General features: G+C 71.1%; 24 protein-coding genes. 21 read left to right on the forward strand and 3 right to left on the reverse strand.

What is annotated here, in order from left to right:
- The first annotated feature begins 98 nt into the window (after positions 1-98).
- Together ACIG5E_RS28160 and ACIG5E_RS28165 are read left to right on the forward strand one after the other, a co-directional pair.
- Positions 99-803 (forward strand): HAD family hydrolase, encoded by a 705-nt coding sequence (locus tag ACIG5E_RS28160; RefSeq protein WP_396537925.1) that lies wholly within the window; start codon positions 99-101, stop codon positions 801-803.
- A gap of 255 nt (positions 804-1058) precedes the next feature.
- Positions 1059-2672 (forward strand): ABC transporter substrate-binding protein, encoded by a 1614-nt coding sequence (locus ACIG5E_RS28165; RefSeq protein WP_396537927.1) that lies wholly within the window; start codon positions 1059-1061, stop codon positions 2670-2672.
- A gap of 92 nt (positions 2673-2764) precedes the next feature.
- On the opposite strand, the gene ACIG5E_RS28170 is transcribed toward ACIG5E_RS28165, so the two are convergent.
- Together ACIG5E_RS28170 and ACIG5E_RS28175 are read right to left on the reverse strand one after the other, a co-directional pair.
- Positions 2765-3436: a response regulator gene (locus tag ACIG5E_RS28170; protein WP_396537929.1), complete on the reverse strand. Its 672-nt coding sequence runs from the start codon at positions 3434-3436 to the stop codon at positions 2765-2767.
- Positions 3436-4353, reverse strand: a complete 918-nt coding sequence (locus tag ACIG5E_RS28175; protein ID WP_396537931.1) for a RecB family exonuclease — start codon at positions 4351-4353, stop codon at positions 3436-3438. The genes ACIG5E_RS28170 and ACIG5E_RS28175 overlap by 1 nt, the downstream gene beginning before the upstream one ends.
- A gap of 201 nt (positions 4354-4554) precedes the next feature.
- Here ACIG5E_RS28175 and ACIG5E_RS28180 point away from each other — a divergent pair, with 201 nt between their 5' ends.
- The 3 genes from ACIG5E_RS28180 to ACIG5E_RS28190 all read left to right on the forward strand — a co-directional run bounded on the left by ACIG5E_RS28180 (position 4555) and on the right by ACIG5E_RS28190 (position 7517).
- Complete coding sequence (locus tag ACIG5E_RS28180; RefSeq protein WP_396537933.1) at positions 4555-5766, forward strand: site-2 protease family protein; 1212 nt, start codon at positions 4555-4557, stop codon at positions 5764-5766.
- 48 nt (positions 5767-5814) lie between these two features.
- Positions 5815-6774, forward strand: coding sequence for a tRNA (adenine-N1)-methyltransferase (locus ACIG5E_RS28185; protein WP_396537935.1), 960 nt, complete (start codon positions 5815-5817; stop codon positions 6772-6774).
- A gap of 80 nt (positions 6775-6854) precedes the next feature.
- The gene (locus ACIG5E_RS28190; RefSeq protein ID WP_396537937.1) at positions 6855-7517 is read left to right on the forward strand and encodes a hypothetical protein; all 663 of its coding nucleotides are present in this window, start codon (positions 6855-6857) and stop codon (positions 7515-7517) included.
- A 3-nt stretch (positions 7518-7520) separates the two neighbouring features.
- Here the strand turns inward: ACIG5E_RS28190 and ACIG5E_RS28195 are convergent, their stop codons facing one another.
- Positions 7521-7826 carry a ferredoxin gene (locus ACIG5E_RS28195; protein ID WP_207809367.1) on the reverse strand — a complete coding sequence of 102 codons (306 nt, stop codon included), beginning with the start codon at positions 7824-7826 and terminating at the stop codon, positions 7521-7523.
- Between the two features lie 286 nt (positions 7827-8112).
- Here ACIG5E_RS28195 and arc point away from each other — a divergent pair, with 286 nt between their 5' ends.
- The 16 genes from arc to ACIG5E_RS28275 all read left to right on the forward strand — a co-directional run bounded on the left by arc (position 8113) and on the right by ACIG5E_RS28275 (position 24029).
- Positions 8113-9879 carry a proteasome ATPase gene (gene arc / locus ACIG5E_RS28200; protein WP_396537940.1) on the forward strand — a complete coding sequence of 589 codons (1767 nt, stop codon included), beginning with the start codon at positions 8113-8115 and terminating at the stop codon, positions 9877-9879.
- A gap of 229 nt (positions 9880-10108) precedes the next feature.
- On the forward strand, positions 10109-11620 hold the full coding sequence (gene dop / locus ACIG5E_RS28205) for a depupylase/deamidase Dop (RefSeq protein WP_396537942.1): 1512 nt from the start codon (positions 10109-10111) through the stop codon (positions 11618-11620).
- A 183-nt stretch (positions 11621-11803) separates the two neighbouring features.
- Complete coding sequence (locus ACIG5E_RS28210) at positions 11804-12022, forward strand: ubiquitin-like protein Pup (RefSeq protein ID WP_396537944.1); 219 nt, start codon at positions 11804-11806, stop codon at positions 12020-12022.
- 161 nt (positions 12023-12183) lie between these two features.
- A complete protein-coding gene (prcB, locus tag ACIG5E_RS28215) occupies positions 12184-13026 on the forward strand; it encodes a proteasome subunit beta (protein WP_396537946.1) in 843 nt (280 codons plus the stop codon).
- A 31-nt stretch (positions 13027-13057) separates the two neighbouring features.
- Positions 13058-13813 (forward strand): proteasome subunit alpha, encoded by a 756-nt coding sequence (gene prcA / locus ACIG5E_RS28220; protein WP_396537948.1) that lies wholly within the window; start codon positions 13058-13060, stop codon positions 13811-13813.
- Positions 13814-13933: 120 nt separating this feature from the next.
- Positions 13934-15295 (forward strand): Pup--protein ligase, encoded by a 1362-nt coding sequence (gene pafA / locus ACIG5E_RS28225; protein ID WP_396537950.1) that lies wholly within the window; start codon positions 13934-13936, stop codon positions 15293-15295.
- A 114-nt stretch (positions 15296-15409) separates the two neighbouring features.
- Positions 15410-16399: an FKBP-type peptidyl-prolyl cis-trans isomerase gene (locus tag ACIG5E_RS28230; RefSeq protein ID WP_396537952.1), complete on the forward strand. Its 990-nt coding sequence runs from the start codon at positions 15410-15412 to the stop codon at positions 16397-16399.
- Positions 16400-16602: 203 nt separating this feature from the next.
- Positions 16603-17925: an FKBP-type peptidyl-prolyl cis-trans isomerase gene (locus ACIG5E_RS28235; RefSeq protein ID WP_396537954.1), complete on the forward strand. Its 1323-nt coding sequence runs from the start codon at positions 16603-16605 to the stop codon at positions 17923-17925.
- A 163-nt stretch (positions 17926-18088) separates the two neighbouring features.
- Positions 18089-18472 (forward strand): FKBP-type peptidyl-prolyl cis-trans isomerase, encoded by a 384-nt coding sequence (locus ACIG5E_RS28240; protein ID WP_396537956.1) that lies wholly within the window; start codon positions 18089-18091, stop codon positions 18470-18472.
- A gap of 199 nt (positions 18473-18671) precedes the next feature.
- A complete protein-coding gene (locus ACIG5E_RS28245) occupies positions 18672-19646 on the forward strand; it encodes a helix-turn-helix transcriptional regulator (RefSeq protein WP_396537958.1) in 975 nt (324 codons plus the stop codon).
- 73 nt (positions 19647-19719) lie between these two features.
- Positions 19720-20676 carry a YafY family protein gene (locus ACIG5E_RS28250; protein WP_380417799.1) on the forward strand — a complete coding sequence of 319 codons (957 nt, stop codon included), beginning with the start codon at positions 19720-19722 and terminating at the stop codon, positions 20674-20676.
- Positions 20677-20679: 3 nt separating this feature from the next.
- The gene (locus ACIG5E_RS28255; RefSeq protein ID WP_396537960.1) at positions 20680-20910 is read left to right on the forward strand and encodes a hypothetical protein; all 231 of its coding nucleotides are present in this window, start codon (positions 20680-20682) and stop codon (positions 20908-20910) included.
- A gap of 29 nt (positions 20911-20939) precedes the next feature.
- Positions 20940-21116 carry a hypothetical protein gene (locus ACIG5E_RS28260; RefSeq protein ID WP_360421834.1) on the forward strand — a complete coding sequence of 59 codons (177 nt, stop codon included), beginning with the start codon at positions 20940-20942 and terminating at the stop codon, positions 21114-21116.
- A 212-nt stretch (positions 21117-21328) separates the two neighbouring features.
- On the forward strand, positions 21329-21631 hold the full coding sequence (gene tatA / locus ACIG5E_RS28265; protein ID WP_396537962.1) for a Sec-independent protein translocase subunit TatA: 303 nt from the start codon (positions 21329-21331) through the stop codon (positions 21629-21631).
- Positions 21632-21797: 166 nt separating this feature from the next.
- Entirely contained in the window at positions 21798-22688 is an 891-nt protein-coding gene (gene tatC, locus ACIG5E_RS28270; RefSeq protein ID WP_396538032.1) for a twin-arginine translocase subunit TatC, read from the forward strand.
- A gap of 141 nt (positions 22689-22829) precedes the next feature.
- Positions 22830-24029 carry an NAD(P)/FAD-dependent oxidoreductase gene (locus tag ACIG5E_RS28275; protein ID WP_396537964.1) on the forward strand — a complete coding sequence of 400 codons (1200 nt, stop codon included), beginning with the start codon at positions 22830-22832 and terminating at the stop codon, positions 24027-24029.
- Positions 24030-24055: the final 26 nt, after the last annotated feature.

Raw genomic sequence — 24055 nt, forward strand, 5'->3', positions numbered from 1 at the left:
ATCCTGAACGGGCCGGTCCGCTCACCAGCGGGCCGGCCTGTGCCATCCCCGAGGGGCGTCCGAGGACGCTTCGCGGGGTACTGCCGGAAGGACTCGCCATGACCACCAGCTCCACCACCGCCCTGGCGCTCGACCACGGGGACGACCGCGGCCTGCAGGCGGTGCTGCTGGACATGGACGGGACGCTGGTGGACACCGAGGACTTCTGGTGGCAGGCCGAGGTCACGCTCTTCGCCGAGCTGGGCCACCAGCTGGACGAGCAGGACCGGGCGCACGTGGTCGGCGGCCCGATGACCCGGGTGATGGACTACCTGGTCGCCCGCACCGGGGTGGACATCGCCCCGGCCGACCTGGGGGTGCTGGTCAACCAGCGCTTCGTCGACCTGCTGGCCGGCGGCGTGCCGCTGATGCCGGGCGCCGAGCGGCTGCTCAACACCCTTGCCGCGCACGGCGTCCCGGCCGCGCTGGTGTCCGCCTCGCACCGGCACGTGATCGACATCGTGCTGCGCTCGCTGGGCGCCGAGCGCTTCGCCTTCACCATCGCCGGGGACGAGGTGCCGCGCACCAAGCCGTTCCCGGACCCGTACCTGGCGGCGGCGCTGCGGCTGGGTGCGGAGCCGGCCCGCTGCGTGGTCGTCGAGGACACCCCGACCGGGGTTCGCGCGGGCGAGGCGGCCGGCTGCCCGGTGATCGCGGTGCCCTCGGTGGCGCCGATCGAGGCGGCGCCCGGGCGGCTGGTGCTCCCCTCGCTGGAGCAGGTCGATCTCGAACTGCTGCGCTCGCTGGTCGCCTCGCGGGTGTAGCCGGGGCAAGCGGAGCGACGTTCGCTGGATGTGATTGTCATCTCATTGCGCCTCGCCACTACCCGCCGGTAAGCGGCCCCGCCCGGCATCTGCGGACGGTCGGCCGGGGAGAAAACGGGCATTGACTGACAACTCGTCGGGCGCGCCGTGATGCCCCCAACCACCGTGTCCCAAACGTCATCTGCACGGGTATCGGTCGTGCGTGTTCGATATGGCACGCTACTCGGGTTCGCGACACCCCCGAAGGACGCTCCCGTGAAGACTTCAGCTGAACGCCTGGCAGTACTCGGCTGTGCCGGTCTGGTCGCCGTGACGGTGGCCGGTTGCGGATCGGTCACCGACGCCGTCAAGGGGGACAGCGGCGGCAAGTCGATCACCATGGGAACCTCCCAGCTGACCGCCACACTGGACCCCGCGGCCTCCTACGACTCCGGTGCCTGGCTGCTGCTGCGCAACACCTTCCAGTCGCTGCTGACCTTCCCCGCCGCCGCCAGCACGCCCGCCCCGGACGCCGCGAAGTCCTGCGACTTCTCCGGCGGCGAGGCCAGCGAGTACCACTGCACCCTGCGGCCCGGGCTGAAGTTCTCCAACGGCCACCCGCTGACCGCCGAGGACGTGGTGTTCTCGATCCAGCGGACCAAGAAGATCAACGACCCGAACGGCCCGGCCGGCCTGCTCGCCTCGATCAAGAGCGTCGAGGCCAAGGGCGACAACGAGGTGGTCTTCCACCTGTCGACCCCCGACGCCACCCTGCCGGCCAAGCTGGCCGGCCCGGCCGGCGCCATCGTCGACCACCAGGTCTTCCCGGCCGACAAGGTCCTCCCCAACGACAAGCTGGTCGGCTCCGGCCCGTACCGCTTCGACTCGTTCGAGAACATGGCCGGCGACAACGGCAAGCAGCTGGGCAAGGTCGTGCTGGTGCCCAACGACAAGTACAGCGGCGACGCCAAGCTGCTGAACGACAAGTTCACCGTCAAGTACTACGACAAGGCCCCGGACCTCAAGGCCGCGCTGGACAAGGGCGACGTCGACCTCACCGACAACAGCCTGGAGCCGAACACCGCCGCCCAGATCCGCTCCGACCAGCAGAGCGGCAAGACCGACCTCCAGGTGGTCGAGGGCGACAGCAACGACACCCACTCGCTGGCCTTCAACACCAAGGACCCGGTCCTGAGCAACATCGGCGTCCGCCAGGCCGCCGCCGCGCTGCTCGACCGCAAGGCGCTCGCCCGCGACGTCTTCGCCCGCACCGTCCAGCCGCTGTACGCCCTGGTCCCGGCCGGCGTCACCGGCCACACCACCTCCTTCTTCGACCGCTGGGGCGACCAGGACGTGGCCAAGGCCAAGAAGGCCCTGACCGACAGCAAGGTCCAGACCCCGGTCAAGCTCACCCTCACCTGGTCCCGCTCGCGGGTCGGCAGCCTCGAGGCCGACACGATCAAGAAGCAGCTGGAGACCGGTGGCCTGTTCCAGGTGACGGTCCAGCAGGAGGCGGACTGGACCGCGTACAAGAAGGGCTGGACCGAGGGCAAGTATCAGGCGTACGTCATCGGCTGGTACGCCGACTACCCGGATCCGGACAACTACATCTCCCCGCTGCTGGTCGACGGCGGCGTCTTCCACACCGGGTGGGACGACCCGAGGATCAGCCAGAAGCTGATCCCGGACGGCCTCAAGCAGGCCGACCGCAGCGCCGCCTCGGCCGGCTACGCGCAGATCCAGCAGACCGTCGCCGACAACGTGCCGATGGTCCCGCTGTACCAGAACAAGGCCTTCTACGCGGCCCGTTCGTACATCACCGGCGTCGAGTCCACCGTCGACACCACCGGCTTCTTCCGCTTCTGGGAGATCAGCCGCAACGCCAAGTAGCCCGGCACGGACGGCGGCCCGTCCGCTTCCCCTCGTACCGACGGGGGAAGCGGGCGGGCCGCCGTCACGTTTCTCCTTGCCGCTGCGGGCAGTTACAGCGTGCCCGGCCGCACCAGCCCGCTCTCGTAGGCGTACACCGCCGCCTGCACCCGGTCGCGCAGCTGGAGCTTGGTCAGCACGTGGCCGACGTGGGTCTTCACGGTCGTCTCGCTGACGAACAGCTCGGCCGCGATCTCCGCGTTCGACAGCCCGCGCGCCACCAGCTTCAGCACCTCCAACTCCCGCTCGGTCAGCGCGCTCAGCGCCTGCGGCGGCGCATCCTCGCCCGAGGGCAGCTTGGTGGCGTACATGTCCAGCAGCCGGCGGGTGATGCTCGGTGCCAGCATCGCCGCGCCGTCCGCGACCACCCGGATCGCCTGCACCAGCTCCTCCGCCGGGACGTCCTTCAGCAGGAAGCCGCTGGCACCGGCGCGCAGCGCCTCCACCACGTACTCGTCCAGGTCGAAGGTGGTCAGCACCAGCACCTTGGCCGGGCCGTCCCGCCCCGGGCCGGCGATCCGGCGGGTCGCCTCGACGCCGTCCATTCTCGGCATCCGGATGTCCATCAGCACCACGTCGGGCTGCAGCGCCCGCACCTGGTCCAGCGCCTGCTGACCGTCGCCGGCCTCACCGACCACCACCAGGTCGGACTCGGCCTCCAGGATCATCCGGAAACCGGTGCGCAGCAGCGGCTGGTCGTCGACCAGCAGCACTCGGATCGTCACTAAGACTCCTTGCTCATCGGATCCCCCGTGGGATCGCTCTCATCCGACGTACGGGCTTGTGCCGGCACGGGCAGCGGGTACGGCGGCGGGGTGCCGCCGAACTCCGGGCAGCTGGCCTGGTGGTCGCACCAGTCGCACAGCCGGTTGCGGGTGGCCGGGAAGTCCCCGGTGGCCACTGCGTGGCTGATCCGCTCCCACAGCGCCTGCAGCTTGCGTTCCACCGCGAGCAGATCGGCCTCGTCCGGGTCGTAGCTGACCACGTCCCCGCCCCCGCCGAGGTAGACCAGCTGGAGGCGCTTGGGGATCACGCCCTTCCAGCGCCACACCACCAGCGCGTAGAACTTCATCTGGAACATCGCCTTGCCCTCGAAGTCCCGCGAGGGCGCCCGGCCGGTCTTGTAGTCCACCAGCCGGACCTCACCGGTGGGGGCGACGTCCACCCGGTCGATGTAGCCGCGCAGCAGCAGCCCCGACTCCAGGGCGGTCTCCACGTACAGCTCCCGCTCCACCGGGTGCAGCCGGGTCGGGTCCTCCAGCCGGAACCACTGGCCGACCAGCTTCTCGGCGTCCGCCAGCCAGCGGGCCAGCGCCGCGCCGTCCGGGTCGTCGGGGAACAGCGAACCCAGCTCCGGGCGCTCGCCCAGCAGCCGCTCCCACTGCGGCCGCAGCAGGCCCAGCGCCCGCTCCGGCGTCCGCTCGGCCGCTGGGCTGTCGAACAGCCGCTCCAGCACCGCGTGCACCAGCGTGCCCCGGGTCGCCGCCGAACTCGGCGGCTCGGGCAGCCGGTCGATCACCCGCAGCCGGTACAGCAGGGGACAGGTGAGGAAGTCCCCCGCGCGGGACGGGGACAGCCCGGACGGGGGCGCCGCCGGGCGCGCCGGAGCCCCGGCGGCACTGCTGGTGTCGGTCTGCTGCATGGCTACGACCCTATTGCCCTTTGCTGTCATCCCGCTGCCACCGTGCTGCCACACCGCTCGGTGCATCGGCGGCCGGGGGCCGGTCCGGGGTCGGTCCAGTGGGTATGAAGCCTGACAGAGGGGCGCGCGGCACCGAGTGGCCGCGATCACGTAGCGTGGGCGCACCGGGGGCACGACGGGCGGACGACCGAAGGGATCACGGTGAGCGACACCAGGGGGCAGCAGACCTCCGAGCAGCCGCCGCAGGACGGCGGGCGCCCCACCGGGCCGCCCCCGGAGCGCGGCGGCGGCCTCCTGATGGGGCGCCCCTTCGGCGTGCCCGTCTACGTCACCCCGTCCTGGTTCGTCATCGCCGCACTGATCACCTGGGTGTTCGGCGGACAGCTCGGCGACGTCCTGCCCGAACTCGGCAGCGGTGTGCGCTACCTGCTGGCCTTCTTCTTCGCGGTCGCCTTCTACGCCTCCGTCCTGGTCCACGAACTCGCCCACACCCTGGTCGCGCTGCGCTACAGGCTCGGGGTGCGGCGGATCCAGCTGCAGTTCTTCGGCGGCGTCTCCGAGATCGAGAACGAGGCCGAGAGTCCCTGGCGCGAGTTCTGGCTGGCCTTCGTCGGCCCGCTGCTGTCCCTGGTGCTCGGCGGGGTCTTCTACCTCGCGCTGCGAGCCGTCGAACTGTCCAGCGTGCCCGGGGTGCTGCTGACCGGCCTGATGGTCTCCAACCTGGTGGTCGCCGCCTTCAACCTGCTGCCCGGCCTGCCGCTGGACGGCGGCCGGATGCTGCGCGCCGTGGTCTGGGCCGTCACCGGCAGGGCGATGACCGGCACGGTGGCCGCCGCCTGGATCGGCCGGGCGCTGGCCATCGCGGTGCTGATCGGCCTGCCGCTGGTCAGCGCCTCCCGCGGCGGCGAGCGCACCACCACCGACACCCTGGTGGACGCGGTGCTGGCCGCCGTGCTGGCCGCGATCATCTGGAACGGTGCCACCGGCAGCCTGCGCAACGCCCGCCTCAAGGAGGCGCTGCCCGGGCTGCGGCTGCGCGACCTCGCCCGCCGCACCGTCGAGGTCACCGCCGACACCCCGCTCGGCGAGGCCATGCGCCGGGCCCGCGAGGCCGAGGCCGGCGCGGTGGTGGTGGTGGACGGCCGGGGCGACCCGATCGCCATCGTCCGCGAGTCCGCGGTACGCGCCGTACCGGAGCACCGCCGCCCCTGGGTGGCCGTCGGCCCGCTCGCCCGCGACCTCGAACCCGGGCTGCGGCTGGACGCCGACCTCGGCGGCGAGGACCTGCTGCGGGCCATTCAGGCCACCCCGGCGGGGGAGTACCTGGTGGTCGAGGCGGACGGCCGGGTGTACGGCGTGGCCGCGCTCACCGACATCGAGCAGCGCCTCACCGCCGCCGTCTCGGGCAGGTGACCAGGGCCTGGTGAGGCGGGGCGGCCCGCTTCCCTTAGGATTGGCCGCATGTCCGAACCGACCGGTGCCGCCCGCCGACGCGGGCCCTTCCAGGTCGGGGACCAGGTCCAGCTGACCGACCCCAAGGGTCGCCACTACACGTTCACGCTCCAGGCCGGGAACCAGTTCCACACCCACAAGGGTGCGTTCCCGCACGACGAGCTGATCGGCGCCCCCGAAGGCACGGTCGTGCGCACCACGGGGAACGTCCCGTACCTCGCGCTGCGCCCCCTGCTCCCCGACTACGTCCTGTCCATGCCCCGCGGCGCCGCCGTGATCTACCCCAAGGACGCGGGGCAGATCCTGGCGATGGCCGACATCTTCGCGGGCGCCCGCGTGGTCGAGGCGGGTGTCGGCTCCGGGGCGCTCAGCACCTACCTGCTGCGCGCTGTCGGCGAGCAGGGCATGCTGGCCTCCTACGAGCGCCGCCAGGACTTCGCGGACATCGCCCAGGGCAATGTCGAGCGCTACTTCGGCGGCCCGCACCCGGCGTGGAAGCTGACCGTCGGCGACCTCCAGGACAACTTGGTCGAGACCGACGTCGACCGCGTCATCCTCGACATGCTCGCCCCCTGGGAGTGCCTGGACGTCGCCTCCAAGGCGCTCGTCCCCGGCGGCCTCATCTGCTGCTACGTGGCCACCACGACGCAGATGTCCAAGACCGTCGAGGCCCTGCGCGACCACGGCACCTTCACCGAGCCGCAGGCCTGGGAGACCATGGTCCGCACCTGGCACTTGGAGGGCCTGGCCGTCCGCCCGGACCACCGGATGATCGGCCACACCGGCTTCCTGCTCACCGCCCGCCGCCTGGCGGACGGCGTCGAGCCGCCGCTGCGCCGCCGCCGCCCGGCCAAGGGCGCCTACGGCGAGGACTACGACAGCGGGGCGCCCGAGCCGACCCTGCAGGAGCGCGCCGCGGCCCGCAAGGCCGCCCGCGATCCCGAGGCCGAGCAGCCCGACCTGGGCTGAGTCCGTACCTGAAGAAGGGGTGGTGCGAGCGTCGAGCTCGCACCACCCCTTTCGTCTTCCGTGCACCGCGGTGTGGGACGATGCTCGCTCACGCAGACCAGCTCCTGGAGCTCTGGAGGGGACGCCTGGTGGAGACCGCGGTCGGGACGACGACGGCGACGGCTGGACAGCAGACACGGCGGGGGCGCACCGGGCCCGCCCACGCCCGAACCGCCCCCTGGCACTGGGCCGTTGCCCTGGCCGGCTGCGGCGCGGTGGTGGCCGCGGTGCTCGCCGCCTCCCCGGCGACCGGCACCCCGCTGGCGGCCGGCGGCACCCCCAAGGCGCTCGCCGCGAGCGCCGCCCCCGACCCGGCCAAGGCCCAACTGCCCATGGACTGCGGCCCCTTCCCGGTCAAGACGGTGCTCAGCGTGCCCGCCGAGCTGGGCGACGGACACCCCGGTACGGTCGTCGCCGCGCACTGCGCCACCGACACCGGCACCCCGCCGGACTCCGTCTACCTGCTCGGCTTCGGCCCGGGCGAGCGCCCGGTGGTGGTCGCCACCCTGCTGACCGAGCGCGAGAACCTCACCCTGAGCCGGCTCGCGGTGCGCTCCGACGGCGCCATCACCGGCCGCGCGCAGGGGTATTCGAGCGACGACGTGCCGCGCTTCCGGCCCGACGTCTCACTCGACCTCACCTGGACGCACAAGGGCGGCGGCTGGGAACGCTCCCAGACCGCCGCCCCGGCCGGCTCCGCCTAGGCGTTACTCGGCGTCCGGCCCGTAGACCTCGACCCGGTCGGCGACCCGGCGCACGTGGATGCAGTCGCCGGGGCACTCCTTCGCCGAGTCCACCACGTCCTGAAGGAGCGTCAGCGGCACCGGGGCGGTCTCCCCGGGCTGCTGGCGCAACTCGTCGTCCGGGCCCTTCACGTACGCCAGTCCGTCGATGTCCAGCTCGAAGACCTCGGGCGCGTACTGGGCGCAGATGCCGTCGCCGGTGCACAGATCCTGGTCGATCCACACCTCCAGCTCCTCGGTCGCCGCCGCGGTCTGCTCGGTCACCGACATGGTCCCCTGCCGTTTCTGTCCCGGGTCGCCCCTATTCCTGGAGCAATCCCGCCATTCGTACAACGATCGGACCCAACCACTGCGGTCGCGATCGGATATCACTTCGCTCGACGATACATCTGGCCCGCTTTGGGTGGTGCGCGGTGGGTATCCCCTTAGCAGAGGGGAAGCACGCTGGGGCGAAGATCGGACACGCCCGTTCCATCTTTCTTGATCTAGGGGTTTACGGACCCCTGGTCCCAGGTAGGGTCTGGAAGCGTCCAGCTCCCCGGAGGAGGTGAGGACCGTGGCAGCCCACGATGACGACTACAACCGAAGCACCGGCAGGCCCGCTCGTGGTTCCGACGAGGCCGCTCAGGTCTCGTACCTTGAGCAGGAAATCGCCGTACTGCGCCGCAAGCTCGCCGACTCGCCGCGCAATTCGAGAATCCTCGAAGAGCGGATCGTCGAGCTCCAGACCAACCTGGCCGGCGTGACCGCCCAGAACGAACGACTCGCTTCCACCCTGCGCGAGGCCCGCGACCAGATCGTGGCCCTCAAGGAGGAAGTGGACCGGCTGGCACAGCCCCCCGCCGGGTTCGGCACCTTCCTTGAAGCGAACGAGGACGGTACCGCCGACATCTTCACCGGCGGTCGCAAGCTCCGCGTCAACGTCAGCCCGAACGTCGCCCTCGACGAACTGCGGCGCGGCCAGGAAGTGATGCTCAACGAGGCCCTCAACATCGTGGACGCGATGGCCTTCGAGCGCATCGGCGAGATCGTCACCCTCAAGGAGGTCCTGGAGGACGGCGAACGCGCCCTGGTTCTCGGCCACACCGACGAGGAGCGGGTGGTGCGCCTCGCCGAACCGCTGCGCGAGCTCACCGTCCGGGCGGGGGACGCCCTGCTGCTGGAGCCCCGCTCCGGCTACGTGTACGAGGTCGTGCCGAAGTCCGAGGTCGAGGAGCTGGTCCTCGAGGAGGTCCCGGACATCGACTACCGCCAGATCGGCGGCCTGAGCAACCAGATCGAGCAGATCCGCGACGCGGTCGAGCTGCCCTACCTGCACGCCGACCTCTTCAAGGAGTACGAGCTGCGCCCGCCCAAGGGCGTCCTGCTCTACGGCCCGCCCGGCTGCGGCAAGACGCTGATCGCCAAGGCGGTCGCCAACTCGCTGGCCAAGAAGGTCGCCGAGGTCACCGGCCGCCCCCAGGGGAAGAGCTACTTCCTCAACATCAAGGGCCCCGAGCTGCTCAACAAGTACGTGGGCGAGACCGAGCGGCAGATCCGCCTGGTCTTCCAGCGGGCCCGGGAGAAGGCGAGCGAGGGCACGCCCGTCATCGTCTTCTTCGACGAGATGGAGTCGCTGTTCCGCACCCGCGGTTCCGGTGTCAGCTCGGACGTGGAGAACACCATCGTCCCGCAGCTGCTCGCCGAGATCGACGGCGTGGAGGGGCTCGAGAACGTCATCGTCATCGGTGCCTCGAACCGTGAGGACATGATCGACCCGGCGATCCTGCGGCCCGGCCGCCTGGACGTCAAGATCAAGATCGAGCGCCCGGACGCCGAGGCCGCGAAGGACATCTTCTCCAAGTACCTCAGGGACTCGCTGCCGTTCCACCCGGACGACCTGAAGGAGCACGACGGCTCCGTCGAGGCCACGGTGGCGGCGATGATCCAGTCGGTCGTGGAGCGGATGTACTCCGAGACCGAGGAGAACCGCTTCCTGGAGGTCACCTACGCCAACGGTGACAAGGAGGTCCTGTTCTTCAAGGACTTCAACTCCGGCGCCATGATCCAGAACATCGTCGACCGCGCGAAGAAGATGGCCATCAAGGACTTCCTCGACCACGGTCAGCGCGGTCTGCGCGTCTCCCACCTGCTCGCCGCCTGCGTGGACGAGTTCAAGGAGAACGAGGACCTGCCCAACACCACCAACCCGGACGACTGGGCCCGCATCTCCGGCAAGAAGGGCGAGCGGATCGTCTTCATCCGCACGCTGGTCACCGGCAAGCAGGGCGCCGAGTCCGGCCGCTCGATCGACACTGTCGCCAACACGGGGCAGTACCTGTAAAACACACGGTTGTCCGGGCCGGCAGCGGTCCCCGGAGCTGTACGCACACCGTCCGGCTGTGGCGCCTCGCGGCCCCGCAGCCGGACGGCGCGTCTCGGGGCCCGCCGGCCGGCGCCGGGTTCTAGGCTCGACCCACCGTCCGCGGGCAGACCGCCGGCGCCGGTGTTGTTCAGCGGTACGTCAGCGTGTTCCGTCCGTCGGGGGCGGTGCACCGGGCAAGGAGGGCCGCATGACCGTACGGCGCGTGATGGGCATCGAGACCGAGTACGGGATCTCCGTGCCCGGGCACCCCAACGCCAACGCCATGCTCACCTCGTCCCAGATCGTCAACGCCTACGCGGCGGCGATGCACCGGGCGCGGCGGGCCCGCTGGGACTTCGAGGAGGAGAACCCGCTGCGCGACGCCCGGGGCTTCGACCTGGCGCGCGAGGTGGCGGACGCGAGCCAGCTGACCGACGAGGACATCGGTCTCGCCAACGTCATCCTGACCAACGGGGCCCGGTTCTACGTGGACCACGCGCACCCCGAGTACAGCTCGCCCGAGGTGACCAACCCGCGCGACGCCGTGCTGTGGGACAAGGCCGGCGAGCGGATCATGGCGGCCGCCGCGCAGCGCGCGCTGGAACTGCCCAACGGGCAGAACATCCACCTCTACAAGAACAACACCGACAACAAGGGCGCCTCCTACGGCACCCACGAGAACTACCTGATGAAGCGGGCGACACCGTTCGCCGACATCGTCCGCCACCTCACCCCGTTCTTCGTCTCCCGCCAGGTGGTCACCGGCGCCGGCCGGGTCGGCATCGGCCAGGACGGCTCGGCGCACGGCTTCCAGATCAGCCAGCGGGCGGACTACTTCGAGGTCGAGGTCGGCCTGGAGACCACCCTCAAGCGGCCGATCATCAACACCCGGGACGAACCGCACGCCGACGCCGAGAAGTACCGCCGGCTGCACGTGATCATCGGGGACGCCAACCTCTCCGAGATCTCCACCTACCTCAAGCTGGGCACCACCTCGCTGGTCCTGTCGATGATCGAGGACTCCTTCATCGCCTCCGACCTCGCCGTCGACCAGCCGGTGCGCACCCTGCACCGGGTCTCCCACGACCCGACGCTGAAACACCTGATCACCCTGCGCAACGGGCGCAAGCTCACCGCCGTCCAACTGCAGCTGGAGTACTTCGAGCTGGCCCGCAAGTACGTCGAGGACCGCTTCGGCACCGACGCCGACGAGCAGACCGTGGACGTGCTGACGCGCTGGGAGGACGTCCTCGGGCGGCTGGAGCGCGACCCGATGTCGCTCTCCAGGGAACTGGACTGGATCGCCAAGCGGGAGATCCTGGAGGGCTACCGCAGCCGGGACGCCCTGGAGTGGGACAACCCGCGGCTGCACCTGGTCGACCTCCAGTACAGCGACGTACGGGCCGAGAAGGGCCTCTACAACCGCCTGGTGGCCCGCGGCCGGTTCGAGCGGCTGCTGACCGAGGCGGAGGTCGAGCGGGCCGTCATCAAGCCCCCGGAGGACACCAGGGCCTACTTCCGCGGCCGCTGCCTGGAGCAGTACGCGGAGCACGTCGCCGCGGCCTCCTGGGACTCGGTGATCTTCGACCTGCCGGGCCGGGACTCGTTGCAGCGGGTGCCCACGCTGGAGCCGCTGCGCGGCACCCGCAACCACGTCAAGGAGCTGCTGGACCGCTGCCGCACGGCGGAGGACCTGCTGCGGGTGCTGTCCGGCGGGTAACTTTTCGATCACCACGGGTGAACGTCCGCCGAATGGGAATCATCCGGGGTGGCAGCGGGTGTTGGACAGGAAGCGCCACCGGCAAACCGGGAGCGGCAGTCGCACCTTGTGTATAGGGTCGGTGCCAACCGGCAACGACCGACCGACCAAACCGTGCCAGACGATTCGAGCGGGGTGAGGGAAATGGCGAGCAAGGACACCGGCGGCGGCCAGCAGCGGGCAAACCGCTCCTCCGAGGAGGTCGAGGAGCAGGTCGCGGAAACCGAGAATTCCGATGACCTCAAGGAACGCCAGGAAAAGCTGAGCGACGACGTCGACGCGGTGCTGGACGAAATCGACGAAGTCCTGGAGTCGAACGCGGAAGATTTCGTGCGCGGCTTTGTGCAAAAGGGTGGGCAATAGTCCGCTCCCCGGTATTCGGGAATTCACGGTCGCGACCGTCCGGGCGGTCGGGTGGCAACGTCCGCCCGGCCGCCCGGCACCGGCCCCTCCACGCGTGGACAGTGATCGTCGGCGGGTAGGGTGCGGGCATTGCGCGCTTCAAGCTACCTGGAAGGAATCGTGTGGAAGCCAACACTCGTGGCACCGGGCGTCTACCGGCTGCCTTCCTGACCCCGGGGTCCTCCTCGTTCCTCGACTTCCTCGCCGAGCACAAGCCGGAGCTGGTGCCCGGTCGCAGCGGGCTCCCCGAGGGGGCCGTGGTGGAGGCCCCGCACGGGACCACGATCGTGGCCGCGGTCTTCGACGGCGGTGTGGTGATCGCCGGTGACCGCCGGGCGACCATGGGCAACGTCATCGCCCAGCGCGACATCGAGAAGGTGTTCCCGGCCGACGAGTACAGCGCGGTCGGCATCGCCGGCACCGCCGGCCTCGCGGTCGAGATGGTGCGGCTGTTCCAACTGGAGCTGGAGCACTACGAGAAGATCGAGGGCACCACGCTCTCCCTGGAGGGCAAGGCCAACCGCCTCACCAGCATGATCCGGGGCAACCTGGGGATGGCGATGCAGGGCCTCGCGGTGGTGCCGATCTTCGCCGGTTACGACCTCGACCGCGGCCGCGGCCGGATCTTCAACTACGACGTCACCGGCGGGCGCTCCGAGGAGCGCGGCTTCGCCGCCACCGGCTCGGGCTCGGTCTTCGCCCGCGGGTCGATGAAGAAGCTCTACCGCGAGGACCTGACGGCCGACCAGGCCGTCACCCTGGTCGTCCAGGCGCTCTACGACGCGGCGGACGACGACTCCGCCACCGGCGGGCCGGACCTGGCCCGCAAGATCTTCCCGATCGTCTCGCTGATCACCGAGGACGGCTTCCGCCGGCTCACCGAAGCCGAGGTCGCCGAGACCGTGGTCGCCATCACCGACGAGCGCCTGACCCGGCCCAACGGCCCGCAGGCCCCGCTGATCTAGCCATCACCTCACAGGAAAGGGACGACCGCCGGTGTCGACACCGTTCTACGTCTCGCCCCAGCAGGCCATGGCGGACCGCGCGGAGTACGCCCGCAAGGGCATCGCTCGCGGCCGCAGCGTGGTCGTGCTCACCTACGCCGACGGCATCGTCTTCGTCGCGGAGAACACCTCCAGGGCGCTCCACAAGGTCTCCGAGATCTACGACAAGATCGCCTTCGCGGCGGTCGGCCGCTACAACGAGTTCGAGAACCTGCGCATCGGCGGCGTCCGCTACGCCGACCTGCGCGGCTACTCCTACGACCGGGCCGACGTCACCGCCCGGGGCCTTGCCAACGTGTACGCCCAGACCCTGGGCACCGTCTTCTCCTCGGTCGGTGAGAAGCCGTACGAGGTCGAGCTGATCGTCGCCGAGGTCGGCCGCACCGCGGACAACGACCAGATCTACCGGCTCACCCCGGACGGCTCGGTCGTCGACGAGAAGAACTACGTCGTGGTCGGCGGCAACGCCGACTCGATCGGCAACTACCTGGGCCAGCGCCACCGCGTGGGCATGAGCCTCACCGAGGCGGTGAAGGTCGCGGTGGACTCGCTCGCCCGCGACCCCAACGGCGGCAGCCCGCGGGCCCTCACCCCGGAACAGCTGGAGGTCGCGGTCCTCGACCGCCAGCGGTTCCAGCAGCGCAAGTTCAAGCGGATCCTGGGCAACCAGCTCGGTCGCCTGCTCGACGGCGACCAGTCCGCCGAGTCGGACGACGAGGACAACCCGGCGGACACCACGCCGGAGTAGCAGTGCCTGCGGAGTCCCGTACGGCGGCCGGACCGCCGGCGTACGGGGCTCCGGTGCCCCTGCGGCGGCCCAGTCGTCGTGGAGGCGGTTTCGGACAGCTCCGACGAGATAGGAGTGCTCATGGACCGCCGGATTTTCGGGCTGGAGAACGAGTACGGCGTGACCTGTACGTTCCGCGGGCAGCGGCGGCTGTCGCCGGACGAGGTCGCGCGGTACCTGTTCCGCCGGGTCGTCTCCTGGGGCCGCAGCAGCAACGTCTTCCTGCGCAACGGCGCCCGCCTCTACCTCGACGTCGGCTCCCACCCCGAGTACGCCACCCCCGAGTGCGACGACGTGGTCGAGCTGGTGACGCACGACAAGGCGGGCGAGCGCATCCTCGAAGGGCTCCTGGTGGACGCCGAGCGGCGGCTGCACGAGGAGGGCATCGCGGGGGACGTCTACCTCTTCAAGAACAACACCGACTCGGCCGGCAACTCCTACGGCTGCCACGAGAACTACCTGGTGGCCCGGCACGGCGAGTTCTCCCGGCTGGCCGACGTGCTCATCCCGTTCCTGGTGACCCGCCAGCTGATCTGCGGCGCGGGCAAGGTGCTGCAGACCCCGCGCGGCGCGGTGTACTGCGTCAGCCAGCGGGCCGAGCACATCTGGGAGGGCGTCAGCTCCGCCACCACCCGCTCCCGGCCGATCATCAACACCCGGGACGAGCCGCACGCGGACGCCGAGCGCTACCGCCGGCTGCACGTGATCGTCGGCGACTCCAACATGTCCGAGACCACCACCCTGCTCAAGGTCGGCGCCACCGACCTGGTGCTGCGGCTGATCGAGGCCGGCGTGGTGATGCGCGACCTCACCCTGGAGAACCCGATCCGGGCGATCCGCGAGGTCAGCCACGACCTCACCGGCACCCATCAGGTGCGCCTCGCCAACGGCCGGGAGGCCAGCGCGCTGGACATCCAGGAGGAGTACTACACCAAGGCCCTGGAGTTCGCCGACCGCAAGGGCATCAACACCGGCACCATCGCCCGGGTCCTCGACCTGTGGGGCCGCACCCTGGAGGCCGTGCGCAGCGAGCGGCTGGACGGGGTGGCCACCGAGATCGACTGGATCATGAAGTACAAGCTCATCGAGCGCTACCGCGAGAAGCACCAGATGACGATGTCCAACCCGCGGGTCGCCCAGATCGACCTCGCATACCACGACATCCACCGTCGGCGCGGCCTGTTCTACCTGCTCCAGGGCAAGGGCCAAGCGGAGCGGGTGACCACCGACCTCAAGACCTTCGAGGCCAAGTCGATCCCGCCGCAGACCACCCGGGCCCGGCTGCGCGGGGACTTCATCCGCCGGGCGCAGGAGCAGCGCAGGGACTTCACGGTGGACTGGGTGCACCTGAAGCTGAACGACCAGGCGCAGCGCACGGTGCTGTGCAAGGACCCGTTCCGTTCGGTGGACGAGCGGGTGGAGAAGCTGATCGCCGGCATGTGACCGTGATCAAGGTGTCGTCCGGCCCCGGTGGTGTCTACCGGGGCCGGACGCATGCCGGGCATACGCTGTCCGTCGAGTCAGGAGAGCCGACTTCGACCGACAGTTAGGACCACCGTGCGCCGCACCGCCGGTTTGCTTCTCACCCTGCCGTTGCTGCTCGCGGTCGCCTGCAGCAGTTCGCCCAAGGCGGTCGGCCCGGCGACGCCGTCCACGGCGAGCGCCGCGCCGACGGTGCCGGCGCCGGTGGGGGAGGCGTCGCCGATGCCCACTCTTTCGGGTGGCGGTTTCGGCAGCAAGGCCACCATCACCATTCCCGAGGGCCAGCAGCCCAGCGGCCAGTTCGTGGTGAACACGGTGACCGAGGGGGAGCGGTCGACGGTCAACAAGGGCGACTGGGTGACCGTCAACTACACGGCGAAGGACTGGACCACGGGCAAGGACCTGCCCAGTTCGTACGACGACAACGGCAAGCCGCAGCTCTACCAGGCCGGCAGCGGGCAGCTGGTGCCGGCGCTGGACCAGAGCGTGATCGACAAGAAGGTGGGCACCCGGCTGCTGGTGGTGGCCCCGCCGGCGGCGGCCTTCGGCGCGCAGGGCTCCACCCAGCTGGGCGTCAACAAGGGCGACACCGTGGTGTTCGTGCTGGACATCGTGGAGAGCCTGCCGCAGGACTCCACGCTGACCGGGAACATGACCCAGGCGGCCGCGACGCTGCCTCAGGTCAAGGACAACGGGAAGGCGCCGGCCGGAATCACGATCCCGGCCGGGCAGGCCGCGCCCACCGACCTCCAGCAGGCGGTGCTGATCAAGGGCGAGGGCAAGCAGGTCAAGACCGGGCAGACCCTGGTGGTGCAGTACACCGGGGTGCTGTGGAGCAACGGGCAGCAGTTCGACGCCTCCTGGGCGCACGGCGGCGCGCAGGCGGTGCAGATCGGCACCGGCAGCGTGATCGAGGGCTGGGACAAGGGGCTGGTCGGGCAGACCGTGGGCAGCCGGGTGCTGCTGGTGGTGCCGCCCGCGCTCGGGTACAAGGACCAGGCGCAGGGGTCGGTGCCGCCGAACTCCACCCTGGTCTTCGTGATCGACATTCTGGAAGCGGTCTAGGAAGTCGCCGGGGGGATTCCGTACGCTTGGGCGGACGCTCGTACAACGAAGCGTCCGCCCTCATCCTGAGCTGTCATACTGCCCTCGCACTGTGGCAGGCGCCGCCCGGCGCCGAGGTCCGGGGCGGGCGGTGCGGCGGCAGGCCGGCGCTCACCACGCCGGGCGCAGACCTGGAAAACCTGTGGCGAGATGGATGGGGAGTCATGACTGAGAAGACGCCGAGCCCGGGCGGGGCCGGCACCGCGGCGAACGACAGCCCTGCGGGTGACCCGGCCGCCTCTCGTCCCGGCGGGCCGATTGCGGCGGACCGCGAGTCGATCGTCGTCCCCCCGGCGATCCTCGCGCAGCAGGCCGGCTGGGCACAGCCCGGCGACAAGCCGCGGCCGGCGGGCGGGACCAAGACGGACGACGAGGACGCCCCGCAGATCTTCGCCAGCAACGTGCGCAAGTCCGACACCTCGGAGGCCGGGTACGACGAGAACCCTCCGGGCGTGGGCAAGCTGGGCGTGATCCTCGGCACGGTGCTGGCGGTGCTGCTGGTCGGCAGCGGCATCACGCTGTACATGGTGAACAAGGACGGCTCCAAGGACACCGCCGCCTCCGCCCAGCCGGACGCGACGAAGTCCGCGCCGCCCACGCCGAGCGCCGAGCCGGTGCCGCCGATCAAGGACAGCGCCAAGGTGCTGCCGACGGTCACCGGTGACTTCGGCAAGAAGGCCGACATCCAGGTGCCGGGCGAGGCCTCCGACGGCTCCTTCGTGGTGAAGGTGCTGTCCGAGGGCAGCGGGCCCAAGGTGGACAAGAACAACTGGACCTCGGTGGACTACACCGCCAAGGACTGGAACACCGGCAAGGACATCCCGAGCTCGTACGACGACAAGGGCAAGCCGCAGATCTTCCAGGCCGGTACCGACGCGCTGATCCCGGCGCTGGACCAGGCCGTGATCGGGAAGAAGGCCGGCAGCCGGCTGCTGGTGGTGGCCCCGCCGGCCGCGGGCTTCGGTTCCCAGGGCAAGCCGGACATGTCGATCGGTGCCAAGGACAACCTGATCTTCGTGATCGACATCCGCAACACCAACGCGCCCGACGCCGTGGTGAGCGGTACCGTCACCCCCCCGCCGGCGGACTTCCCGCAGGTCAAGGACAACGGCAAGAAGCCGGCCGACATCACCCCGGTGGCCGGCGCCAAGGACCCGACCGAGCTGAAGACCCACGTCCTGATCAAGGGCACCGGGCCGGCGGTGGAGAAGGGCGAGAAGGTCGTCGTCCAGTACACCGGCGCGCTGGCCAAGGACGGCAAGATCTTCGACTCCTCGCTCAGCAAGGGCCAGGCGTTCTCCTTCGCGGTCGGCGGCGGCCAGGTCATCCAGGGCTGGGACCAGGGGCTGGCGGGTCAGACCGTCGGCAGTCGGGTCGAGCTGGTGATCCCGGCCGCGCTGGGCTACGGGGACAAGGGCCAGGGCGACATCCCGCCCGGCTCGACCCTGGTCTTCGTGGTGGACATCCTGGACGCCGGTCAGGGCTGATCCGTTTTTCGGGTGACAATGGTGGGCGTGTGACCTTCGGGGCCGGCCGCGTGGCCGCGTCCCGACGGGCGGCGGGCGCCCGTACTGTGGTCCAGGAACGGACCGTGGTGCGGGCGCCCGCCGCTTGGTCGTGCAGGGAATTGCGAACGTGAGAAGAGGGACCATGGCTGTGAACCTGAACGAGAAGCCCGAGATCGACTTCCCGATCGGTGACGCTCCGACCGAGCTGCAGATCCGCGACATCGTCGTGGGCGACGGCGCCGAGGCCAAGGCGGGCAGCAACGTCAAGGTGCGCTACGTCGGCGTGACCTTCGAGACCGGTGAGGAGTTCGACGCGAGCTGGAACCGGACGCCCAACGAGTTCGTGTTCCCGCTGGGCGCCGGCAAGGTCATCAAGGGCTGGGACCAGGGCGTCGTCGGCATGAAGGTCGGCGGCCGTCGCGAGCTGACCATCCCGTCGCGCCTGGCGTACGGCGCCGCGTCGCCGTCGCCGCTCATCCCGCCGCACTCGACCCTGATCTTCGTGGTCGACCTGCTGGCGGTCTGAGCCCGCGCTGGCCTCGGGCCGGACCCCTGCGGGGGTCCGGCCCGAGGCCGTGTTCGGGCCCGAACGGCACGCCCCGGGGATCAGGCGTGGGACGCGGCTTTTGCAGTGCGTACCGCTACCGGTACGGTCGGTCCCGCCGGGTGAGGATCGCCCGGTTGGCGCACCCCGCGCGCGGCGCGGCACACCGGAAGGGTCACCGATGGCGATCGCCAAGGCAGAGCGGCTGATGAATCTCGCCCTGTGCCTGATGAACACCAGACGCCCGCTCTCCAAGAAGGAGCTGCGGGAATCCATCGAGGCGTACCGCGAGGCCTGGCAGAACAGCAGCGAGGACGCCTTCAACCGGATGTTCGAGCGGGACAAGGACGACCTGCGCGAGCTCGGCCTGGTGATCGACGTCGACGAGAGCGCGCTGGACGGCGAGCTCGGCTACCTCGCCCGTCCCGACCGCAACCGGCTGCCGGAGATCGCGCTGGACGCCGAGGAGGCCGCCGCGCTCACCCTGGCCGCCCGGGTCTGGCAGCAGGCCAAGATGTCCGGCGCGGCCAGCGGCGCGCTGCAGAAGCTGCGCGCGGCCGGGGTGCCGTTCGGCGAGGCCGAGGGCCGGACCGCCCTGGAGCCGCGCATCCCCGCCCGGGAGGCCGCGTTCGAGCCGCTGCTCACCGCCGCCCGGGACCGCCGTCCGGTCACCTTCGAGTACCGCAAGGCCGGTGCCGCAGCCGTCGAGCAGCGCAGCGTCGAGCCGTGGGCGCTGGAGTGCTGGCGCGGGCATTGGTACCTGGCCGGGTACGACCGGGACCGCGGCGACGCGCGGGTGTTCCGGCTCAGCCGGATCACCGGCAAGGTGAAGGCCAAGGGCGGCGCCTTCCTCGGCACGGTGCCCGAGCACGTGGACGTCCGGGCCACCGTGGCCAAGTTCGCCGGCGAGGGCGCCACCGCCACCGCGACCGTCCGGGTTCGCCGGGGCGCGGGCTTCCCGCTGCGCACCAAGGCGCTGAACAGCACCCGGGTCGACGAGGGCTGGGACGAGCTGGAGATCCCGTACGGCAACGGCCTGGGCGCCGACCTCGCCGAGTTCGGGCCGGACGTGCTGGCGCTCGGGCCGGAGGAGCTGCGGGCGGATGTGGTCGACCGACTGCGGGCGGTCGCGGGATTCGAGGGAGTGGGCGCGTGAGCGAGCGAAGCGGGCGAACCATCGGAAGGTGCGCATCGTACGAAGCGCCCGCCGAGCGCAGCGAGGTGGACGCATGAGCAACGCCATTGACCAGACCAGGCGGATGCTGTCGCTGGTCACCTACCTGCGCGAGCGGCCCGGGGCCGAGGTCGCCGAGGTGGCCCGGGCGTTCGGGATCAGCGAGCGGGAGCTGATCGGGGACCTCAACGTGCTGCCGATGTGCGGCACCAGCTTCCGCGGCGGCGACCTGCTCGACATCGACACCGACGGCGAGCGGATCTGGTGGCACAACGTCGACGACGTGGCCCAGCCGCTGCGGCTGGCCGCCGACGAGGCCACCGCGCTGCTGGTGGCCGCCCGCGCGGTGGCCGGGTTGCCGGGCCTGCGGGCCGGCGACCGGGAGGCGCTCACCCGGGCCGTCGCCAAGATCGAGAACGCGGCCGGGGAGAGCGCCGAGGGCAGCGCCCGGGTCGGCGTGACCTTCGAGGCGGAGAGTCACGTCTTCGCCGACATCGACCGCGCGCTCAGCGAGGGCCGCCGGGTCTGGCTGCGCTACTACTCGCACGGGCGCGGCGGGATGACCGAGCGCGAGGTCGACCCGATCCGGCTGCTCACCGAGGGCCACACCTACCTCGAGGCCTGGTGCCGCACCTCGGAGGACCACCGGATGTTCCGGCTGGACCGGGTCGCCGAGATCCGCGTCCTGGACGTCCCGGCCGACCCGCCCCGGCGCGAGCCGCGCGACCTGAGCGGCGGGCTGGTCAACCCGGCGGCGGACGACCCCGAGGTGGTGGTGGAGGTCTCCTCCGGCGGCCGCTGGGTCGCCGAGTACTACACCCACGACCGGGCCGAGGAACTGCCCGACGGCGGGCTGCGGATCACCCTGCGCAGCGCCGACCCCTCCCAGCTGCGCCCGCTGGCACTGCGGCTGGGCCGGGACGGCCGGATCGTGTCGCCGCCCGAGCTGGCCGAGCAGGCGCGTTCGGCCGCGCGGGAGGCGCTGGCCGCCTACGGGGAGGGGCAGGTCTGAGCGGTGGAGCCCGGGACGAGATTCAAGGTGTACTGCTCGCAGTGCCGCGAGAAGGTCGAGCTCCCGGCCGAGGACTTCCGGCTGACCCTCGGTCGGACCGCGGCGCAGGCGCACTACAGCTTCGGCTGCCCGCTCTGCGGGGCGGCGGTGCGCAAGCCGGCCGGGGAGAAGATCGTCGAGGCGCTCACCGCGGCGGGGGTGCGCACCATGAGGCTCGTCCCGGCGGAGGGATAGCGCGCTCGCGCCCCGTATAGGGTGGGCGCATGTCCTGGATGCTCGTCGCCGCCGTCCTGCTCGCCACCGCGGGCCTGCTGGTCCTCGGGGTCCTCGCGATCCGGCTCTGGCTGGACGTGCGGGCGCTGGCCAAGGGCGTGGACGCGGCCTCGCGGGCGCTGACCGAGGCGGCGGGGGAGCTGGCCTCGGCGGTCCCGAACCCGTAGGGCGCCGGCTGTCCGTTAGCACACCCGGGGCACCGGGCGGTACGGGGGCTGCTGCGCGGAGGTAGGGGCGGGTTACGCTCTCAGGTGGCTCCTGAACTGCGAACCGGGGGCCGCTGTCCTGTTCGGGCGGCCGTCGTCGGGGCGTCATCCGCAGCGGTTAGCATCCGCGGCGGGCGGCCTGTCGGGCCGCGGATGCTGAAGGTGGTCGACGCATGCGCTTCTCGATGACCGCGATCGTGGTGGTCGTGGTGGTTGCCATCGTGCTGTTCGGGGCCAAGCGACTGCCCGAACTGGCGCGTTCGCTGGGGCAGTCGATGCGGATCCTGAAGAGCGAGGCCAAGGCGATGCGCTCGGAGGACGAGCCGGACGGGAGCGCGCCGGCCGCCCGGCCGCAGGTCGCTCCGCAACCGACGACCAGGACCGTCCAGACCGCTCCGGGGGCCTCGGCCACGGCCCGTCCGGTCGCCGAGCCCGGTGCCGGGCAGGGTGCGCCCGACGGCGACCGCCCGCACTGAGCGCGGCGCATGTGACGTACACGACGCACACGGCACGCGTGACGTACGCGACGCACGCGACCACGGAGGCCCGTCGACCGGCGGGCCTCGACGCACGAGTTGAGGACCGGGGTTGAGCAAGCTCTCCAAGGCGTCGCCGAAGGCGCCCAAGGATCCTGAGGGGCGGATGGCCCTCGCCGACCACCTGCGGGAACTGCGCAACCGCGTGGTCAAGTCGGTCCTGGCGATCGTGGTGATCACCGTCATCGCGGCGATCTACCACCAGAGGATCGAGGACTTCCTGCTGCAGCCGCTGCCGCGCTGCACCTTGGAGACCGCCGGGCAGTACCACGGCAAGTGCGCCCAGGTCTCCAACATCGGTCTGACCGCCGGTTTCACCTGGATGCTCAAGGTCTCGCTGACGGCCGGTGTGGTCGCGACCGTGCCGATCTGGCTGTACCAGGTGTGGGCCTTCGTGGCGCCCGGTCTGCACAGGCACGAGAAGAAGTACGCGGTGGTCTTCATGGCCTGCGGGGCGCCGCTGTTCCTGGCCGGTGTGGGTGTGGCGATCCTGGTGCTGCCGACCACGGTCGACGTGCTGATCTCGTTCACCCCGAACAACACCACGCCGATCCTGCCGCCCGAGGACTACCTCGACATCGCGACCCGGATGGTGCTGGTCTTCGGCCTGGCCTTCGAGTTCCCGCTGCTGCTGGTGATGATGAACCAGGTCGGGATGGTCACCGGCAAGCGGCTGCTCGGCTGGTGGCGGGGCATGGTCATGGGCATCACGGTGTTCGCGGCCTTCGCCACGCCGAGCGCCGACCCGGTGAGCATGCTGACGCTGGCCGCGCCGATCTGGGCGCTGTACTTCATCGCGGTGGGCATCGCGATGATGAACGACCGGCGCAAGCGCCGGAACAACCCGGATGCGGACCTGGACGACGAGGAGGCCTCGCACCTGGACCTCACGGTGCAGCCGGTGGCGGGTGCGGAGACGGTCCAGGCCTCGTCGGCTCCGGAGGCGAGTGCGCCGGTGCCGACCGCGCCCCGGGAGCAGATGGACGACATCACCTGAGCCGGTGACGGTTCTCCAGCCGGGTGGCCCCGGTCCTCCGCTTCGGGCGGAGGGCCGGGGCTTTCCGCTGTTCGGTTCCTCTCCCGTGCCTGCCCTCGGTGCGCTCTTGGCAGGGTTGATGGAATGTGACATATTACTGGTGTGCTGAAGACCTGGACACCTCCCCTGGACGTCGTCGTGGTCGGCGCCGGAGTCGTCGGCGCCGCCTGTGCCTACTACGCCGCCCGCGCCGGGCTCGGCGTCGCCGTCGTCGACCGCGGGCCGGTCGCCGGGGGCACCACCGGCGCGGGCGAGGGCAACCTGCTGGTCTCCGACAAGGAACCCGGGCCCGAGCTCGACCTCGCCCTGCTCAGCCTCCGGCTCTGGCGCGAGCTCGCCGAACAGCTCGGCCCGGCCGTGGAGTACGAGCCCAAGGGAGGCGTGGTGGTCGCCTCGACGGCCGCCGGGCAGCAGGCGCTGCGGGACTTCGCCGCCGGGCAGACCGCGGCCGGGGTGACCGCCGAGGAGGTCCCGGCCGAGCGGCTGCACGAGCTTGAGCCCCACCTCGCCCCCGGGCTGGCGGGCGGCTACCACTACCCGCAGGACGCCCAGGTGCAACCCGCGCTCGCCGCCGCCCACCTGCTGCGCGAGGCCCGTCGGATGGGCGCCGAACTGACCACCGGGGAGACCGTGACGGCGGTGGAACGGGGGCCGGACGGCGCGGTGTGCGGCGTCCGCACCGACCGGCGCCGGCTGGCCGCGCCCGCCGTGGTGAACGCCACCGGCGCCTGGGGGGCCGAACTGGCCGCGCTGGCCGGGGTGCACCTGCCGGTGCTGCCCCGGCGCGGCTTCGTGCTGGTCACCGAACCGCTGCCCAGGGTCGTCCGGCACAAGGTCTACTCCGCCGACTACGTGGCCGACGTGGCCAGCGGCTCGGCCGGGCTGCAGACCTCCTCCGTGATCGAGGGCACCCCCGGCGGGCCGGTGCTGATCGGCGCCAGCCGGGAGCGGGTCGGCTTCGACCGCACCATCTCCCACGAGGCGATCGGACGGCTGGCCGCCGAGGCGGCGGCGCTGTTCCCGGTGCTCGCGCAGGCCGCCGTGATGCGCACCTACCGGGGCTTCCGCCCGTACCTGCCGGACCACCTGCCGGCCATCGGGGAGGACCCGCGGGTTCCCGGGCTCTACCACGCCTGCGGGCACGAGGGGGCCGGGATCGGGCTGGCGCCCGCCACCGGGCTGCTGATCAGCGAACAGCTGACCGGGAAGCGGCCGGAGCTGGACCTCGCGCCGTTCCGGGCGGACCGGTTCCCGGGGGACGGGCTTCCGGCGGATCCGGCGGACCCGTCTTCGGCCGGGTGATCATGTGCCGCATTCCTGGGATGTTC

Origin of the sequence: Kitasatospora sp. NPDC053057 (assembly GCF_044546945.1) — a bacterium.
Lineage (GTDB): Bacteria > Actinomycetota > Actinomycetes > Streptomycetales > Streptomycetaceae > Kitasatospora.